A 14,214-nucleotide genomic window follows, 5' to 3' on the forward strand; every position below is an offset into this window, starting at 1 on the left:
CTTGAGAAATCTCTTTCTTCTTTCTGACTTGAAATTTGGTTTTTCAGCCATGCTAGATTTACAAATAATTCAAGCGAGGCCGCCCATCCAATAATACACTTTATACAAAGTGCAATAGTCTCGTCATCTTCTAGACCCGACCCCTCAAAATAATATAGCTTACCTATCTTAGGTACAGAATCCGGCACATCAACCATTTTATACAGCGCTTTTTAAAACTTAAAATTGGATCTATTGTACATTAACTGCTCAACATTCAGCCTGTGTCCAAATGTCATACTTATTCGCCTTCTAAGGTGTCGATACTAAATTATTATACTGCACCAGTATTATCAATGTATTGTATCGGAGAAATAACTCTGAACATTAATCTAACAAAATATTCATTTTATCCTGCCCCATTAACAAATATTCAATTTACTTAACTACTTACCAAGCGAAAAACTAGAAACGAAGCAAGCAAGTTTTCCACAGCAGAAACTTTTTTTACCTATGGGTTCTTTATTTGTCTTAACTTTGGCTGACGTTGTGCTTTTTCCAAAATTTCCATAGATTCACCGCAGCATCTTTCGAATAACTCATTTCGCCACTCAATTGAGTTTAAACCTTTCGAAAAGGGCACTTCAATTCCATTGAGATACCGCTTTCTTTTATGTATCACACCAAAGTTCTTTGATGGACCTTCACGGTATATGCCGACAAGTTGCGGTGCTCCCCCACTACGTGGATCTTGCCTAGATTCAAGCGAGTCACAGAATGCGCTAAAAACATTCCTACTGGTTCTTCCTGAATAGTGAGAATCTTGGCTATATTTTCCGACCCACTTTTCATACCATGCATTTAGAGAAGCTCTTCCAGTACCAGAGCTTGCTATTAATCCCGAATTTTCAGGCAATTCAATTTGCTCAAAAGAAACGCCATCATATGCAACATTAATCCTTGCGGCATGGAAGCTAGAACGCATTCTATTACCCATTCGGGTCGCATATAAAATTTGGCAGTTTCCTCTTTGAGGCTTCGGCATCAAGTTTAAACTTCTTTCAATCTCGCCCCTGACCTTTTCGATTTTTATTTCTATGGAGTCGCTGTCGTTGAACAACAAACCATCATCAATGCACTCAATTAATTGACCTAATATCTGTATAGGGAACGAGACAGAGCCACAGTAGCCAAATAATTCAGGAAAATTTCTTGAAGCAAAAAGTTTTCGGCCTACGTCCCAAGTAGCCTTGCTTCCCCAAGAAATTCGGCTATCGCTAGCAATATAAATCGATGCAGGGCCATGTGTATCGATACCAGTCCATGAAAATAGTGTTGTCATCTATACATCTCTGCGCATAAGTGGTAATATTAACTTACAAGTGGTGATAAAAATCATCATAACTAAGCAACCCCGGGCCCCTCCACCAAAAACGTTATGGGGGGGACAGGTAGAGAACATTTCCCCAGGTAAAACTGGGGAAGTCCCGGTCTTAAGATTTTTTCTTCCTAATTAACGCAAATATTTAGCGTGTCCGGTAAAGTTACGAACTGGAATCTGTTGTTAGTTTACTCCTTAAAGCTCTTCGTAGATTGTTGACATTCCTCTATCGCCCTTTCTGTACCCAGGCGGATTGACCAGAAAAACACTGTCCGTGACTCTAATATTTGATAAATCCGATACGTAACACAGGTCCCATTCGTGATTGGGATGAACGTGGCCACCTACAGTTTGATATATACGAAGAACTTCATTGCCTGATGTAGATACCCCTATCGTTGCAGGCTGTCCAGTGCGGCGAAGGCCGCTATAAGTAAATTCTATTTCTTTTCGTTCTCTAATTGCATTGATTAATGTGTCTATCATTTTCGTTCCCTCCATTGTGTGTTTCCTGAATTCAACTAACAGCGTATCAGGCTTCCAGTCTCATAATTGAAAAATTCTGTTACTTATATCTAGCTATATGCTGGTTTTAAAATCTACTCTAACTTTTAATATTAAATATTACTTTTAATTCGGATGTGTATTACAAATACACAAGCCTTCTACATTTGCTATTCCAATAATACTTTATTGATAACAAAGTTCTCTTATTCATCCAGCATCTGTACTTTGACGCTGACACCTGAAAACGCCACTCTACCCGCTATCTCCTTCATCCCTTCAATCGGCTGCTCATAGCTCCAAGCAATGTCTTTATTGTCACCCAACGAGAAATACACCGTATGACCTTTAAAGGGGCAATGGGTGGTCGTTTCTGAGGTGGTAAGCAAATCCATCCGCACGTCTTCACGCGGGAAATACTGCCGTGGCTGGTAGCCGGTTTCGCGGAGTTCGAGTGCCTGGGTGGAGTCGGCAAGCAGCTTGCCATCCACACGCACCTGCACGCGCTGGTTAACGGGATGAAGCTCGATGCGTGGGGCATGTGGCATTAAGTTGTTCCCTGCGGCGTTTTTCGCTCTAGTAAAATTAGCCTAGCAGTTAACTTATGTTAAACACACCCTCGCAGCTTAGCTTTTAGTCGGTAGCGCTTGGATTGGTGGGAGGAATCAGGCCTTCTTCACAAACTGGGCGGTGACCATCATGTCGCCAGCGCCGTCGACCTTGCAGTCCAGCTGGTGGTCCTTGCCTTCCTTGAGGCGTTTGATCACGGCTTTGGTGCCAATCTTGAGCACGAGGGAGCTGCTTTTTACTTTGAGGTCTTTTATTAGCGTGACCTTGTCGCCTTCTGCCAGCAGGGTGCCGTTGGCATCCTTGACGGTGACCGCATCTTCAGCGGCGGCCTCAGCGGGGTTCCATTCATGGGCGCACTCGGGGCAGATGAACAGGCTTTGGTCCTGGTAAACAAATTCAGACTGGCAACGGGGGCAAGGTGGGCACGACATAGTAATGGCTTCTGTGGTTTGATTAGCGGCCTATGATACTGCGCCCTGGCGGCCTTGGCGAATGGAGTCACACCAATAAAGGTTGCCTGCCCTGCCTATTGCTCCGGTGGGGACAGGTGGGCATCGGTCAAGGTGCGTGGCCGGTAATCACAGGTTGCATCGGCCCAGCGCTTCCAGACACTGTCATCGATTGAAATATTGACCGCCGGTTTTCCCTGCATCCCTTTTGAATATTGTCGGTAGAATCTGCAGTCTTCTGCCTTCCCAAGGCGTTTGAATTTGGCGTACATCCCCCTCAGGAACTCGGCGAAAGAATCTCTTGGCGCGGTCTTCCAGGCATCCTCAAGCACCTCGTATTGAGCCACTTTCAGGCCAGCTTTTTCCGCCTTGCCTAACATCCACTTCAGCGAAATATCGGCCAGTGTGTCGTCAGCGCCATACCCGCCGCCTACATTGGCGTGGGCACCGATAAACCAGCGCTGCTGTACGTCCAGGTTACCCGCTTTTTGCTTGCCATCCTGGCTGGTCCAGAGCGAGACGTTGTAGGTCGCTCTGTGTTCGTCCAGCGCTACCGCTTGATAGGCATGATCGACGATGCTGGAAAGCTCCGTATCGTGCCAATCGTATTTGCTTTTAAACAGGGTGGTGCCGGGCACGCCTAGCGCGCCAACGGTATCCCATATGCCAATGAAATGAATCCTCGGCTGGCGGCTGAAGCTTTTCTTGAACTCCTTGCAAACGTCAGCGTCTGGGTGCAGCGCCTTGTCCCGATAAATGCTTTCGGCCTTATCGAGCAACCCTGGCGTGACCACGTGCATTAACCCGCATTTTCGTATCAGCCCCACCAGGCTTCTGGCCGTGTAGGCACCGCGGCTGAACCCGAATATCCAGATCTCATCGCCCTCTTTATAGCGCCTGGCAAGCCAGTCATAGCCTTTCAGTAAATGTTTGCTAAGCCCGACACCGAAGGCACCGCCGCTAATGCGCTGAAACCTGGAGGTACCCACGCCGGGGTCGTAATAGAACCGTTGTTTAACATCACCATCGTAATCATGGATAAGCCGCGTAATACGATAAACATTCGTCTGGTCTTCAGGGTCGTTCCACGTTCCATCGAATAGCAGAATCAGTTTTTGTTTTGTCATTGTGTTCCCCATGATGATGCGCACCCTTGAACCGTGCTCATTACCGCTGACGGAGTGACAGCGGATGCGCTATGCGTTTCTGGGCATAGCGCCACCGTCAGCCTCAGCATTATGTGACTAAATGTAGTCGAAAATTAATACCGATGCCCGTTTATGCACAAGCTGCTACGGTTCTTCACAAGGTGGTTAACTTTTCCCGCTCAATCTCAGACAAACCAAGTCATGCCGTTCAAAGGGTGCAAGCTTCCGGCAGGTCAACGTCGGGGAGCGAGTGATTGTACGACCGACGTTAACCCCTGAGTGTGGATTTGAAGATTGTAATCAAAACTGAGATCACCGGGGCTAGTGGTGACGGCGACGGTTTTCGGCCAAAAGCGGACATTGAGACTTTCCTGATATTTAACGTTTACAATGAGCGCAATAAATAGCCACACTCGTACGGCTATTTTACTCTCGATTATGTTGTCTTGCGCCTCGTCTACCATTGCTTCTTGATTACTAAGACAGGATTACCTTGAAACTGAATCACGGTAAGCCTGAAGTGGAGACCCTTCAAATAATCTCGTACATTCTTGTTATCAAGGCCAAGCTCCTTGTAGGTGAAGCTGGTGAAAAATCTACGGAAGAAGGAAGCAATGCTATCTAAATCACCAAAGAAGCCAGAATCCAACTCTTTCACGAACGCTTCGTGCTGTTCATTCCAGTAAGAATTACCTTTGAAGTAGTGTTTTCGGATAAGCCGAAACGCGTCTCCTGTGAAAAGGAAAGCTGCTTCACATGATCCCAAATAGGGGTGTGTGAGCCTGACCACGATATTTCGTTTCTTAGTGTCCGTGACGGGGAAAGTGATGCTTACACCTAAGCTGTAGTCACCGACTTGAAGTCTCCTATTAGACCAATTCAGACTCTTCCTAATGTAAGTAATTCGTGTCTTCCCGATTCTGGCAAACCCCATGCGGCCAGTCTCTGCGATTATCATTGGGTACATGGCTAGTCGACTGAACCGGTAAGGCTCTGTGTTACCGCCTGGCTTTTTAACCACCCATCGCGTCAGGTCATATTCATGATCTGCTATCAGGCTATCGTAGTAATCCCATTCACCGGAAATGTGCTCAATCGAAGCATAAACGACTCCTTGGGACATCCTGATGTGGGATTGCCGCTCCAACTCCTCAAGACGACGGAGAAGAGCGTTTTGCTTTTCTTCTTCATGGTTTTTAAAGAGTTCATCGAATTCGGCTTCCGTTTCTTCTAATAGCTTCTTGTGCCGCCTAATGTGTCGCGAAATCTTGGAGAGAAGCATGTCAACAAAATTTTCATCAACAGATGTGGCGTCTTCCCTCCAGCGGATTAACGTATCAACAAAGCTTGACCCAGTCATGGTTGCAGCGGGAATAACTGTGCATTCCTTGCTCTTCCTGGCGTAAGACGTGAAGTTCTGAGAGCCTATTGCAACAAACTTGTCGTCGGTGAGCAGCACCTTTGCATGGAGGCGCGGAGTACTCAGCACAATGATACCGTTGGACAGCGCATTCTTGAGGGCACGAAGCTGGTTAGGCATTTCTAGCAGAGACGCAGGATTCAGCTCTGTGACGATGGTGATATTCTCATTTCCAAGCTGTGAATTTCCAAGAAGAGAGATTAGCAGACGATCAAAATAAGGGCTGTATACAGTAATCGACTCCTCGGCCTTAGACACCCGGCTCTTCCAGATACTGTAGACGTCTTTGGCAAAGTACGTTCGGGTAGCTTCCGATATTTTCATCTCTTCAGTTCATCTCTTCTGCATATCGTGTGGGCTAAGCAGCCGTTGCGAAGCGCTGCGTAGTACCGGTTGACTTGGGCCCTTGGTTATTCTTAACCGGTTTTCTCGCCACGCAAGACATTTACTATAAACTCAACTGCTTTTTGGTTATAGATACTTGGAGTTGCGGCTGGTATAGTACCATCTTTCTTAAATGCATCTTCCTGTCTTTTATTTCTAAAATTGTAAACGGAATAATCAGGATTAACCTTTAGATCATTTTCGGAAACACATGCCCAAACATCATGTTTCGTTGCTTGCGGTAGTTGTTTCGTCACTTCTTCCGCCATTTCCATCGCTGAGTATGGATAGCTCTTCGTTAGATTTTCTTTTACCCTTTGGATAACCTCTACTTTATCAACCGGAACAACATCACCAACCAGTTTGAGGGTAGGCGCTCCCGATTTTTCTTTAAACTCTCCTTCTTTGACAAACTTCGACGTCACCCCCTGATTGAGTAGCGCTACACTTTAGAGTCCGATCCTATGGGTAAGGAGATTGGACATGAAGAAGCGTTTCAGCGAAGAACAGATCATTGGTTTCCTGGGCGAAGCCGAAGCGGGGCTGCCCATCAAAGAGCTATGCCGTCGGCACGGTTTCTCAGAAGCCAGTTACTATCTATGGCGGAGCAAGTTTGGCGGCATGAGCGTCCCCGATGCCAAGCGACTCAAAGAACTCGAAGCCGAAAATGGACGCTTGAAAAAGCTGCTCGCAGAGTCGCTACTGGAAATGGAGGTCACTCGCGAGGCGCTGAGAAAAAAGTGGTGAGCGCCCCGGCACGCCGAGACGTGGTGCGCTTTATGGTGTCACGTGGCCTGAGTGAGCGCAGAGCGCTCCGTGTCATTCGTATGAGTGCCAGTGCATTGCGCTACCAGCCGGCCCCTGACCGCAATGAGACATTGCGTGAACGCATTGTTGCCTTGGCACACCGGCATCGCCGCTATGGCGCTGGCATGATCTACCTGAAGCTGCGTCAGGCCGGAGAACCGGTCAATCACAAGCGTGTTGAGCGTCTGTATGCGGAAGCTCGCTTGCAGGTGAAGCGTCGCAAGCGCAAGAAGGTTCCCATGTCTGAGCGAAAGCCACTTGGTCGCCCTGGGGCTGCCAATCAGGTCTGGTCAATGGATTTTGTGTTTGACCGGACGGCAGACGGACGAGTGATAAAGAGCCTCACGGTTGTCGATGACGCCACCCATGAAGCCGTGGCGATCGTGCCTGAACGTGCCATTAGCGGACTGTTTTTAACACGTATTCTGGATCACCTGGCCCTACAACGTGGCCTACCGAGCGCCATTCGTACGGATAATGGAAAGGAGTTCTGTGGGCGCGCCATGCTGTCATGGGCGCATCTACGTGGCGTTGCCCTGTTTTTAATCGAACCTGGAAAACCCAACCAAAACGCCTACATCGAATCGTTCAATGGGCGCTTTCGAGATGAATGCCTAAATGAGCATTGGTTCACCAGCCTTCAACACGCCCAGGCTGTCATCGAGGCATGGCGGCGGGAGTACAACGAAGAAAGACCGAAGAAGAGTCTTGGAGGGCTGACACCGTCAGCCTATGCCGAGCAACTGGTGGTAAAACACGATAAAGTTATTTCTGACTCTAAACCCGGGTGCTACTGAAGATGGGGTGACGTCGACTTCAACTTACCGACAAGATCGTCATCCAAAACTAATACTTGAGAAGAATCACGCTCTATCATTCCTCTCTCAGTATCAAGTATTGCTGCATTTTGCGGACCAGCTCGGCCTATTTTTGCCATGAGATTCAGCCAGCTTTGGTTATTCTGCTCGATGCGATGATTAACAATGCTTTCTAACTCAGCACTTTGGATTTTTTGCGTTCTCCCTCCATAGCGATAGTAAATGTCGCCATTTTTTATAATTTTCCCCTCGTCTTTCCGCGCAATGACCGGCTTTGCTTCAGACGGCCAGATATAAAAGGCGCCACAAAACATCTCATCGACGTCAATACTCCCTTGCTCCCACCGGATCTCAGAAGAGAAAAGCTCTAATAGATATCCTGTTATTTTCTCAGGATCCACCTTCTCAAATTGTGCTTTGGATTTGTCGGACAGGCCTGCAATTTCTCTCGGGGAATCTTTTACTCCAAAAATTAAAAAACCTCCACGATTATTCGAGAAAGCAGCAAAATCTTTAAAATAGTCAGCCAAGGCAGCAAGATTAAATTGCTCCTTGAATTCCAACTCTTGGCCCTCACGGTGATAAAGCCTTTTTCCATTTCTTCTTAGGCGCTCTTTTAGTTTTTCCTCAAAATTCATTCTTCGCCTCTACTTCCTTAAAAAAACATGTCTTAACATGCTTGCTGCTTTTCCTGCATGTCGGCTATGGGTCGAAAGGCGTCACCCCCCACTTACTCATAAAACGCTACCCTACCCGCTATCGTTTCCATCCCTTCAACTGGCTGCTCGTAGCTCCAGGCAATGTCTTGCTTTTCGCCCAGCGGGAAATACACCGTGTCGCCTTTAAACGGGCAATGGGTGGTCGTTTTTGAGGGGGTAAGCAAATCCATTCGCACGTCTTCGCGTGGTATGTAATGCCGTGGCGGGTAGCCGGTTTCGCGGAGTTCGAGGGCGTTGGTTGAGTCGGCAAGCAGTTTGCCATCCACATGCACCTGCACGCGTTGGCTAACGGGATGAAGCGTAATGCGTGGTGCCTGTGGCATTAGGTTGTTCCCTGCGGCTTTTTAGCTCTAGTTAAATTAGCCTAGCAGCAACGTTCGTTGAATCCCATGCTCGTCCCATTACACTTTAGGCGCGGGAATGATCTGGATCATGCGGGTGTGATAACGGCTAAACGTTCGGGTTATCCGCATTCACAAACGAGTACAGCTGAATATCTGAACGGCATGCCCAGCCCTGATTGGCCCAGAATTGTTTGGCCATTTCGTTCTCAGGGAGGATCATCAGATGCGATTTCAGAATGCCCTCATGCTTGAGCGCTTCCAGGCAACGGCTGACCAACTGTGTTGCGATGCCTTTGCGGCGGTGGGAATCTGCCACCGATAAGTGCTGGACATAGCCGCGCTTGCCGTCGTGACCCGCCATGATCGTTCCCACCAGTCGCCCTTCTGCCTCTGCCACAAAGCTCAGGCCGGGATTACGCCGCAGGTACTTCTCAATGCCTTCTCGGGAGTCGGCATCGCGCAGCCGCACGCCTTCACTTTCGCTCCATAGCGCGATGGTGGCGTCATAGTCGTCGATGGTCATCGTGCGGTAGTGCATTAAAGAGGTCTCACTGGTGGTTAGGTGAAAACAGGATCGCGTGAGGCGGGTTTATTTTGAGCATTCACGCATGGCACGAACATCGTCGATATCCACTGGCCTTGAGAGCATAGATTTATAGCGGATCAAGTCTTCCTTCAACATCAAGGGAAGCGCCAGGCCCAGTAAATTGACGGTTTCATAGCGAGCAAAGTCTATATTTAACGGCACCCATTCTTGGCTGGCTGCATCAAGAATGTGGGCGCCTTCTGCGTTGCCAACTTCTACCTTAATGCCTTCATACTTGAACTGGACATAGGTTAAATCCCAACCCTCCTCGCAGTGGTGCGCCGCGGGTTTGGATATGTACGCCTGCCCTGCCTGCACCACCGTCATAAAATGCTCATCGGGGACAAACAGGTCAATATCATTCAGCGCTCGCTCAGCACCATAGCCCTTTGCGGCGAGCCCTCCGCAGATCTGAAACGGGATATGTCTATCTCTGAGTAGTCCCACTATCCATTGGGCTGCTAACGGGTGCATGACTGTTCCATTTTGTTGGCTAACACCGGATTACCGTTGTAGCAGGCCTCAAACTCCCCGGTCACTCTAAAGCCATATTGCTGATAAAGCGCTTTTGCCGTCACGTTGCTTTTTGCGACGCAGAGCGTAGCGGGGCTACCGATCCAGGCCATCATATGGTCAAGCAGTTGACTGCCAATGCCTTGGCGGCGAAAGCGCGGGTGAACAAGTAGCGTGCGAATCTCATTTCCATAGACCGCTCCATACCCGCGAATGCCTTTATCGTCATGAACAAATATCGTTGATTCCATCAGCTCCCGTAGGCGTGTCTCGTCTTGCCTCAGAGGTATGAGTACAAATTGGCCTTGCTCAAACCGAAGCTCATCCAGTTTGGCGAGTGAGTAAATTTCCTCTATGGCTTCAAAATCCTGGTCTTCGAATGCTCGTATCATCGTTTTGGCTAACAATCCGGGAGGGACCTCTTCTTGGACACACTAATTGGCTAGTATCCTTTTAGCTGCTCACTCAACGCGACGAGATCTTCAGCTACAAAATCCCATTCTTGCTCTGCTGTTAAATCTTTATGCTGTTGCGGGCCATATTCTGTGCGCCGGGGTATAAACGCCGTTTTCATCCCCAATGCACGGGCAGCCGCCAGGTCGTAATTGTGCGCTGCGCATAGCATCACCTCTTCAGGCGGCAGGCGCAGCAGGCGGCAAGCCCCTAAATAGACCTCTGGGTCAGGTTTATAGTGCTGAAATAGCTCGGCGCAGAACACCATATCCCATGGCAGTTTGGCATAACGGGCAACGTCCACCATTAACGACAAATTGCCGTTGGTCAGGGTGGCAATGATGGTGTGCTCTTTCAATTTTTGAAGACCGCGCTGAACATCCGGCCATGGGTCTAACTGGTGCCAAAAGTGATTGACGCGATCAATGGTCGCCTCGTCTAGCATCACCCCATGTTGATTGAGGAGTTTAACCAGGCTTTCCCGATGCAGATCATCCAACCCCCTCCACGGAATTTCGCCTTTACGCACCCGATCCATCGAAGGCGCATAATGCTGACGCCATTGATCTGTCAGCGCTTCACTAGGTAGCTCAATTCCCAACTCCTGCTCTATCGCCCGGAACTGGTTAATCAAACTGGAGCGCCAATCGACAATAGTGCCAAATACATCAAACACGATGGCTTTCATTCACGTCTCCTTGCCGCTGTATGGTCATTAATAATCCCAGCAGTGCGACACCGATACAATCGCCTGTTGGTTAATCGCCATGGACAGCCCCAGCACAAAGCCGGTTTTATCGAAGGCCTATTGGTTATTGATACAGCGTGATGCACAACGAAGTTGTACTAGCCAGATATACTCTAACAAGCCTGTCAGCCTGGCCCAGGAGAGGAGAAGGAAGGATGAACAAACGTGACCTGGAAGCGACCTATCGTGATTACATCACCTGCCTCAATAAACAGGACTGGACGAACCTTGGCCAGTTCGTGCATGACGATGTTCATCACAACGGCAAGCCTCTCGGGCTTGACGGCTATCGCGCCATGCTGGAAGCCGACTACGAGCAGATACCTGACCTTTACTTCAACATTCAGCTGTTGATCGCTGATCCGCCGCATATTGCGTGCAGGCTTCGGTTCGATGTCACGCCTAAAGGTAACTTCATGGGCCTACCGGTGAATGGCCGAAAAGTGACGTTTTGCGAGAATGTGTTTTACCTCTTCCACGACCAAAAGATTCGTGAGGTCTGGTCGGTGATCGACAAGGCGGCGATCGAGGCTCAGCTTGGTTAAATTGCCTCTTAAGCCAGGCAGGTTTCGCCATCTTCTGCCATAGTGAAAGCTCAACAGTGACAACTCTCAAGGAGGAGAGAAGATGGTCCGTACTACCCGTATAGAGCCTATTAGCGAAGAGCAGGCTGAAGCCATCATTATTTCGGGATGGCGTGTTATAGACGTTACCCAGCCTGAAGCGATCGAGGTTGCGCGACGCTTCAAGACCAAGACATCCAATAAACCGGGGGCCGATCCGGACGCCACCCAGGATTACGATGCCTCGCAGACCAACGTGGGTAAAGGTGACGAATAGCCCTTTAAGTCTTTATTGCACCCACCAGGCAGGGCGCTCTTGAAGCGCCCTGCACTCCATGTGTTCAAGTGATTCCATCTCCAAACATATCGTTGTCGATGTTCATGGTGCGGTAGTGCACTTTTCCATCGAGCAGATGATCAGCATCAGCAACGGGGCTGACGCTGTTCCGATAAAAGAGCACTGATAAAAACGGAAGCAGCCGTTGCGCTGGCCGAACGGAGCATATGACTGATGGAGGTACGGTGCCCGTCACTTGAGGGTGGCTATACTAGCGCCCTCATCCAGGGGGAGCGTTAGTTACCCCTTCAAGGCTGGCATAAGCGCTTGTTGCCGCGCCCCAAATATTAATTTTTATTAGCCAGCAAGGATTCAAGCTTCAACTCTGGATACTGGTTCGCCACATTCGCGACGTCTCGGCGGGTTTCTTCTATTATCCACTCTCTTACTTGCTTGGCCGCGTCGCTTAGCGGCTTTTTACGTGAGTGCACCAGGTGGCATAGCCGCTCGGTGGCGATCGCCGTGGGCGTGGCGGGCACCAGTGAGCCGGTTTCCAGCCAGTGGGAAGCGATGTTGAGCCAGCCGATGGCGATTCCTTGGCCGAGCAAAGCTGCCTGGAGAACGACGGCATAGTCGGAAAATACCAACGGATGGGCAGTACCATAACTCTCCATATGAAAATTGGGCAGAAGCTCGAACCAGTCTATGCGGCTGTCGCTGAGGCTGATCAGGGTGGTGGAAAGGTCGTTGCTGGGCGATTCAAGTTGCTGCTGGCGATAGGCAGGGCTGCAGACAGGTACCAGTATTTCCGGCAGTAGCAATGAAGCGTCATGCAGGATGTCCTCTCCCGTGACAAAGCGAATCCCCAGATCAACGTCCTCGACCGGGCCGCTTACCGGGCCCGAAATCAACTGAAAGCGCAGATCGATATTGGGTAGCTGCGCCTGCAACCTGTGCATACGCGGCATAAGCCAGTGGGTAGTGAAGGCGGTTGAAACCGATAACGTGACGGTTTCAAGCCCGGTACTGCGCGCCCGGATTTCCTGAATTGCCGCTTCGATATTGTGAAAGCCGTCGATCACCCCTTGGTAAAGTATCTCGCCACTCTCTGTTAGCTCGGTTTTGCCGGGCGTCCTCAAGAACAGCTTGACCTCCAGATATTCTTCCAAAAACGCAAGCATGCGGCTGACCGCCGGCTGGGTAACCCCCAGTTCGGCGGCGGCTTTTGTGAAGTTACCGCAGCGGGCTGCTGACTCAAAAACGAAGAGAGCGTTGGCGCTAGGTAGTTGTCGACGCAATGTAGGCATAACTTCAGGTTATGCCACTGCCAAGAATTTCGCAATTGTCCGCGGTCACCTTATCTGCTGTACTCAATGACAACCGATAGGCATCACAACAATGAAAGGTGATAAATCCTATGGATGAGCGAGATAGTGTGGGTGTCTCCATACGCTCCATCTGCAAGCGATATGGCAACACACAAGCCCTGAAGGACATAACTTTAAATATTGAGCCAGGTGAATTCGTGTCGTTGCTGGGTCCTTCAGGCTCAGGAAAAACAACCCTGCTTGGCGCTTTGGGTGGGTTTGTCATGCCGTCATCAGGGTCGGTATGGGTCGGTGATCAAGACATGACCTTCATGCCACCGCACAAGCGCAACATCGGCATCGTCTTTCAGAGTTATGCGCTCTTTCCTCATATGAGTGTTGGCGAAAACGTGGCCTTTCCGCTGCGCGCTCGCCGCCTGCCCAAGTCAACTTGGCCGGAGCGAGTGAAACAGGCCCTCGCCATGGTCGAACTGGACGGTTACCAGGATCGTGGCGTATCTCAACTGTCGGGTGGCCAACGGCAACGCGTCGCCCTTGCCAGGGCGATCGTATTCGAGCCACGGCTGATTTTGATGGACGAACCGCTATCGGCGCTGGATAAGCAACTGCGCGAGGCGATGCAGATTGAACTGCGCAGCTTACATCGCAAGCTGGGGGCCACCGTCGTTTATGTCACCCACGACCAGCGTGAAGCGCTGACCATGAGCGACAGGGTGGCGATTCTCAAAGATGGTGAACTGGTTCAGATCGGCGCCCCCGAAACCCTGCATAACGATCCCAAAGACTCTTTTGTGGCCAGCTTTATCGGCGATTCGACGCTGCTGCCAGTGACGCGTGTCGATGAATACCATGTAAAGCTCGGCAATCAAATACTGCATTCCGCCAAGCCAATCACTTCACATTCGGAATTGCTACTGGCCATTCAGACCGAAAAATTACTGATTGACGACGGCCGTCATGCGCCCGGCATCAACCGCCTGGCATGCCGGGTCGTAGAGGCCGTATACCAGGGCGACAGCCTACGACTGTTCCTCGAACTGGAAGACGGCACCTCTATCAGTATGCGTCAACCCAGCCATCACGCTGCCAGGCAACAGATTCCCCCGCTCGGCGAAAACCTGAGCGTGGTACTGCATCCCGAGGACACCATCATCGTGCCTCGTGCGGGATGCGCCACTCCGGCGGCACACGTCGCCTGACATAACTGCGAAGTAAAAACAGGA

General features: G+C 49.8%; 17 protein-coding genes and 1 pseudogene. 5 read left to right on the top strand and 13 right to left on the bottom strand.

The window, feature by feature from the left end; genetic code table 11:
* Positions 1-490 precede the first annotated feature (490 nt).
* From CPH17_RS19900 to CPH17_RS07050, 6 genes are all read right to left on the bottom strand, one after another.
* On the bottom strand, positions 491-1,321 hold the full coding sequence (locus CPH17_RS19900) for a hypothetical protein (RefSeq protein ID WP_157742948.1): 831 nt from the start codon (positions 1,319-1,321) through the stop codon (positions 491-493).
* Between the two features lie 749 nt (positions 1,322-2,070).
* A complete protein-coding gene (locus tag CPH17_RS07025; protein WP_096298785.1) occupies positions 2,071-2,412 on the bottom strand; it encodes a DUF427 domain-containing protein in 342 nt (113 codons plus the stop codon).
* Positions 2,413-2,529: 117 nt separating this feature from the next.
* Positions 2,530-2,865 (bottom strand): zinc ribbon domain-containing protein YjdM, encoded by a 336-nt coding sequence (locus tag CPH17_RS07030; protein WP_027338143.1) that lies wholly within the window; start codon positions 2,863-2,865, stop codon positions 2,530-2,532.
* Positions 2,866-2,960: 95 nt separating this feature from the next.
* Complete coding sequence (locus CPH17_RS07035; protein ID WP_096298787.1) at positions 2,961-4,010, bottom strand: DUF2235 domain-containing protein; 1,050 nt, start codon at positions 4,008-4,010, stop codon at positions 2,961-2,963.
* Positions 4,011-4,488: 478 nt separating this feature from the next.
* Complete coding sequence (locus CPH17_RS07045) at positions 4,489-5,775, bottom strand: phospholipase D-like domain-containing protein (protein WP_096298791.1); 1,287 nt, start codon at positions 5,773-5,775, stop codon at positions 4,489-4,491.
* A 92-nt stretch (positions 5,776-5,867) separates the two neighbouring features.
* A complete protein-coding gene (locus CPH17_RS07050; RefSeq protein WP_096298793.1) occupies positions 5,868-6,260 on the bottom strand; it encodes a hypothetical protein in 393 nt (130 codons plus the stop codon).
* A gap of 58 nt (positions 6,261-6,318) precedes the next feature.
* On the opposite strand from CPH17_RS07050, the pseudogene CPH17_RS20215 reads away from it, so the two are divergent.
* Both CPH17_RS20215 and CPH17_RS07055 read left to right on the top strand, forming a co-directional pair.
* Positions 6,319-6,468, top strand: a pseudogene (locus CPH17_RS20215) (transposase); the annotation flags it as partial.
* Complete coding sequence (locus CPH17_RS07055; RefSeq protein WP_231896491.1) at positions 6,435-7,439, top strand: IS3 family transposase; 1,005 nt, start codon at positions 6,435-6,437, stop codon at positions 7,437-7,439. The pseudogene CPH17_RS20215 and the gene CPH17_RS07055, both read left to right, overlap by 34 nt.
* Here CPH17_RS07055 and CPH17_RS07060 read toward each other — a convergent pair.
* The 6 genes from CPH17_RS07060 to CPH17_RS07085 all read right to left on the bottom strand — a co-directional run bounded on the left by CPH17_RS07060 (position 7,433) and on the right by CPH17_RS07085 (position 10,763).
* Positions 7,433-8,098, bottom strand: coding sequence for an AlbA family DNA-binding domain-containing protein (locus tag CPH17_RS07060; RefSeq protein WP_096298797.1), 666 nt, complete (start codon positions 8,096-8,098; stop codon positions 7,433-7,435). The genes CPH17_RS07055 and CPH17_RS07060 overlap by 7 nt on opposite strands.
* Positions 8,099-8,190: 92 nt before the next feature.
* The gene (locus CPH17_RS07065; protein ID WP_096298799.1) at positions 8,191-8,502 is read right to left on the bottom strand and encodes a DUF427 domain-containing protein; all 312 of its coding nucleotides are present in this window, start codon (positions 8,500-8,502) and stop codon (positions 8,191-8,193) included.
* Positions 8,503-8,629: 127 nt separating this feature from the next.
* Positions 8,630-9,061, bottom strand: coding sequence for a GNAT family N-acetyltransferase (locus tag CPH17_RS07070; protein WP_096298801.1), 432 nt, complete (start codon positions 9,059-9,061; stop codon positions 8,630-8,632).
* A 51-nt stretch (positions 9,062-9,112) separates the two neighbouring features.
* Positions 9,113-9,583: a hypothetical protein gene (locus tag CPH17_RS07075; RefSeq protein WP_096298803.1), complete on the bottom strand. Its 471-nt coding sequence runs from the start codon at positions 9,581-9,583 to the stop codon at positions 9,113-9,115.
* Complete coding sequence (locus CPH17_RS07080; protein WP_197703518.1) at positions 9,571-9,873, bottom strand: GNAT family N-acetyltransferase; 303 nt, start codon at positions 9,871-9,873, stop codon at positions 9,571-9,573. The genes CPH17_RS07075 and CPH17_RS07080 overlap by 13 nt, the downstream gene beginning before the upstream one ends.
* A 191-nt stretch (positions 9,874-10,064) precedes the next feature.
* Positions 10,065-10,763, bottom strand: a complete 699-nt coding sequence (locus CPH17_RS07085; RefSeq protein WP_096298808.1) for a haloacid dehalogenase type II — start codon at positions 10,761-10,763, stop codon at positions 10,065-10,067.
* Positions 10,764-10,978: 215 nt separating this feature from the next.
* Here CPH17_RS07085 and CPH17_RS07090 point away from each other — a divergent pair, with 215 nt between their 5' ends.
* Both CPH17_RS07090 and CPH17_RS07095 read left to right on the top strand, forming a co-directional pair.
* The gene (locus CPH17_RS07090) at positions 10,979-11,368 is read left to right on the top strand and encodes an ester cyclase (RefSeq protein WP_096298810.1); all 390 of its coding nucleotides are present in this window, start codon (positions 10,979-10,981) and stop codon (positions 11,366-11,368) included.
* Between the two features lie 82 nt (positions 11,369-11,450).
* Positions 11,451-11,663, top strand: a complete 213-nt coding sequence (locus CPH17_RS07095) for a hypothetical protein (protein WP_096298812.1) — start codon at positions 11,451-11,453, stop codon at positions 11,661-11,663.
* Positions 11,664-12,010: 347 nt separating this feature from the next.
* Here the strand turns inward: CPH17_RS07095 and CPH17_RS07100 are convergent, their stop codons facing one another.
* Complete coding sequence (locus CPH17_RS07100; RefSeq protein WP_096298814.1) at positions 12,011-12,970, bottom strand: LysR substrate-binding domain-containing protein; 960 nt, start codon at positions 12,968-12,970, stop codon at positions 12,011-12,013.
* Positions 12,971-13,188: 218 nt separating this feature from the next.
* Here CPH17_RS07100 and CPH17_RS07105 point away from each other — a divergent pair, with 218 nt between their 5' ends.
* A complete protein-coding gene (locus tag CPH17_RS07105) occupies positions 13,189-14,190 on the top strand; it encodes an ABC transporter ATP-binding protein (protein ID WP_231898092.1) in 1,002 nt (333 codons plus the stop codon).
* Positions 14,191-14,214: the final 24 nt, after the last annotated feature.

It is taken from the genome of Halomonas sp. hl-4 (assembly GCF_900215475.1).
Classification (GTDB): Bacteria; Pseudomonadota; Gammaproteobacteria; order Pseudomonadales; family Halomonadaceae; genus Vreelandella.

Coding starts and splice junctions, on each gene's coding strand:
- CPH17_RS07080 (WP_197703518.1), bottom strand. CDS start 9,873: ATGGAATCAACGATATTTGTTCATGACGATAAAGGCATTCGCGGGTAT.
- CPH17_RS07055 (WP_231896491.1), top strand. CDS start 6,435: ATGGCGGAGCAAGTTTGGCGGCATGAGCGTCCCCGATGCCAAGCGACT.
- CPH17_RS07090 (WP_096298810.1), top strand. CDS start 10,979: ATGAACAAACGTGACCTGGAAGCGACCTATCGTGATTACATCACCTGC.
- CPH17_RS07085 (WP_096298808.1), bottom strand. CDS start 10,763: ATGAAAGCCATCGTGTTTGATGTATTTGGCACTATTGTCGATTGGCGC.
- CPH17_RS07065 (WP_096298799.1), bottom strand. CDS start 8,502: ATGCCACAGGCACCACGCATTACGCTTCATCCCGTTAGCCAACGCGTG.
- CPH17_RS07035 (WP_096298787.1), bottom strand. CDS start 4,010: ATGACAAAACAAAAACTGATTCTGCTATTCGATGGAACGTGGAACGAC.
- CPH17_RS07070 (WP_096298801.1), bottom strand. CDS start 9,061: ATGCACTACCGCACGATGACCATCGACGACTATGACGCCACCATCGCG.
- CPH17_RS07100 (WP_096298814.1), bottom strand. CDS start 12,970: ATGCCTACATTGCGTCGACAACTACCTAGCGCCAACGCTCTCTTCGTT.
- CPH17_RS07025 (WP_096298785.1), bottom strand. CDS start 2,412: ATGCCACATGCCCCACGCATCGAGCTTCATCCCGTTAACCAGCGCGTG.
- CPH17_RS07075 (WP_096298803.1), bottom strand. CDS start 9,583: ATGCACCCGTTAGCAGCCCAATGGATAGTGGGACTACTCAGAGATAGA.
- CPH17_RS19900 (WP_157742948.1), bottom strand. CDS start 1,321: ATGACAACACTATTTTCATGGACTGGTATCGATACACATGGCCCTGCA.
- CPH17_RS07030 (WP_027338143.1), bottom strand. CDS start 2,865: ATGTCGTGCCCACCTTGCCCCCGTTGCCAGTCTGAATTTGTTTACCAG.
- CPH17_RS07060 (WP_096298797.1), bottom strand. CDS start 8,098: ATGAATTTTGAGGAAAAACTAAAAGAGCGCCTAAGAAGAAATGGAAAA.
- CPH17_RS07045 (WP_096298791.1), bottom strand. CDS start 5,775: ATGAAAATATCGGAAGCTACCCGAACGTACTTTGCCAAAGACGTCTAC.
- CPH17_RS07095 (WP_096298812.1), top strand. CDS start 11,451: ATGGTCCGTACTACCCGTATAGAGCCTATTAGCGAAGAGCAGGCTGAA.